Below are 2,162 nucleotides of genomic sequence, written 5' to 3'. Positions count from 1 at the left end.
GCTCGCCCGACGCGAGCGGCTCACCGTCCGCCGGCTGATCGGGCGGCTCGGCGGCGGGCGCGGGCACCTCACCTTCGCCGGGACGCCCGAGCAGGTCGCCGACGCCATCGGCACCTGGTTCACCCAGGGCGCCGCCGACGGATTCAACATCATGCCCGCCGTCCTGCCCTCCGGCCTGGAGACCTTCGTCGACCACGTCGTCCCGGTCCTGCGCGCCCGCGGACTGCTGCGCGAGGGGTACGGACCGCGGCAGACCCTGCGGGAGAGGTACGGCCTCCCCCGCCCCGCCAACCAGCACACCTCCACCGCCCTCCTCGTCTGAAAGGACCCCCGGCATGTCCATCGAGATCCGCAAGGTCACCGCCAACATCGGCGCCCGAGTCTCGGGCGTCGACATCTCCAAGCCGCTCGACGAGGAGACCGTCGCCGCGCTCCGCGAGGCCCTCAACGTCCACAAGGCCCTGGTCTTCGACGACGTGAACCTCGACGACGAGGGCCAGCAGGCCTTCGCCCGCCACTTCGGCGAGCTGACCACCGCCCACCCGACCGTCTCCTCGGTCGACGGGGTCCCCAACGTGCTCCCCGTGGACAGCGAGCGCGGCCGCGCCGCCAACCACTGGCACACCGACGTCACCTTCGTCCTCAACCCGCCGCAGGCCAGCACCCTGCGCAGCATCACGATCCCGCCGTACGGCGGCGAGACCCTGATCGCCAGCTCGGCGGCCGCCTACCGCGACCTGCCCGAGCCGCTGCGCCGGCTGGCCGACACCCTGTGGGCCGAGCACACCAACGACTACGACTACGCGGTGCCGGACGAGGACATCGACGAGGAGCTGGCCGCCCAGCGCGCCCAGTTCACGTCCATCAAGTACCGCACGGCGCACCCGGTCGTGCGCGTCCACCCGCTGACCGGTGAACGCGGGCTGTTCATCGGCGGGTTCGCACAGCGCGTCGTCGGACTGTCGGTGAGCGAGTCCCGCAGGATCCTCGACCTGCTCCAGTCCTACGTCACCCGCCCGGAGAACGTGCTGCGCTGGCGCTGGTCGGAGAACCAGCTGGTGCTGTTCGACAACCGCATCACCCAGCACTACGCCATCGACAACTACGACGGGCAGCCGCGCCGGCTGCACCGGGTCACCGTCGCCGGTGACGTCCCGGTCGGCATCGAGGGCAAGGAGAGCCACTCGATCGCCGGGGACGCCTCGCACTACACGAGCGTCGCCGCGTAACCGTTCCACCACGGGCCGCGGTGTCCGCGTACGGACCCGACGACCCGCCGATGATCCCCCGTTCGGCCCCGAAGACCCCCGCGGTGCACCTGCGGGGGTCTTCTTGTTGCTAACGTGCAATTGCAAGTTACTTGCAATAAGAGGTTCGGAGGGGACCGTCGCCATGCCCGTCCACACGCTGCCTGAACTCCCGTACGACTACTCCGCGCTCGCCCCCGTGATCAGCCCCGGGATCATCGAGCTGCACCACGACAAGCACCACGCGGCCTATGTGAAGGGCGCGCGCCAACGACACGCTGGAGCAGCTCGCCGAGGCGCGGGACAAGGAGCAGTGGGGCTCGGTCGACGGCCTGCAGAAGAACCTGGCGTTCCACCTCTCCGGCCACACCCTGCACTCGGTCCACTGGCACAACATGACCGGCGACGGCGGCGAGCCCCCCGCCCAGGACGGCGTGGGCGAGCCGGCGGACGCCATCACCGAGTCGTTCTGCTCCTTCGCCGGCTTCAAGGCCCGGCTGTCCAGGGCGGCGGCCACGACCCAGGGTTCGGGCTGGGGTGTCCTCGCGTACGAGCCGCTGAGCGGGCGGCTGATCGTCGAGCAGGTCTACGACCACCAGGGCAACGTGGGCCAGGGCTCGACCCCGGTCCTGGTCTTCGACGCCTGGGAGCACGCCTTCTACCTCCAGTACCGCAACCAGAAGGCGGACTTCATCGAGGCGATGTGGCAGGTGGTGAACCGGCAGGACGTGGCCCGTCGCCACGCGGCCGCGAGGTCTCGCGCCGACGTCCTTCTCCTGGCACCCTGAAACGCGCAGCCGCGGGATCGTCTTGTCCCCCGTCACCAAGGCCGGCGGAAGAATGGGCCCCGCCCCCCCCGCCCCCCCGGCAAAGTCTCGCGGGGGGGGGGCGCGGGGGGGGGGGGGGTCGGCGCGG

General features: G+C 71.1%; 1 protein-coding gene and 2 pseudogenes. All 3 read left to right on the top strand.

What is annotated here, in order from left to right:
- Positions 1-322 (top strand): annotated as a pseudogene (locus tag ACFW2E_RS25615) (LLM class flavin-dependent oxidoreductase); the annotation flags it as partial.
- A gap of 13 nt (positions 323-335) precedes the next feature.
- A complete protein-coding gene (locus ACFW2E_RS25610) occupies positions 336-1,229 on the top strand; it encodes a TauD/TfdA dioxygenase family protein (RefSeq protein ID WP_384469415.1) in 894 nt (297 codons plus the stop codon).
- Positions 1,230-1,392: 163 nt separating this feature from the next.
- A pseudogene (locus ACFW2E_RS25605) lies at positions 1,393-2,035 on the top strand (superoxide dismutase).
- Positions 2,036-2,162 lie beyond the last annotated feature (127 nt).

The organism is Streptomyces sp. NPDC058964 (genome assembly GCF_042741275.1).
Taxonomy (GTDB): domain Bacteria; phylum Actinomycetota; class Actinomycetes; order Streptomycetales; family Streptomycetaceae; genus Streptomyces.
Note: the sequence above shows the minus strand (reverse complement) of the source record. Positions and strands in the feature narration are given on the sequence as shown.

Coding starts and splice junctions, on each gene's coding strand:
- ACFW2E_RS25610 (WP_384469415.1), top strand. CDS start 336: ATGTCCATCGAGATCCGCAAGGTCACCGCCAACATCGGCGCCCGAGTC.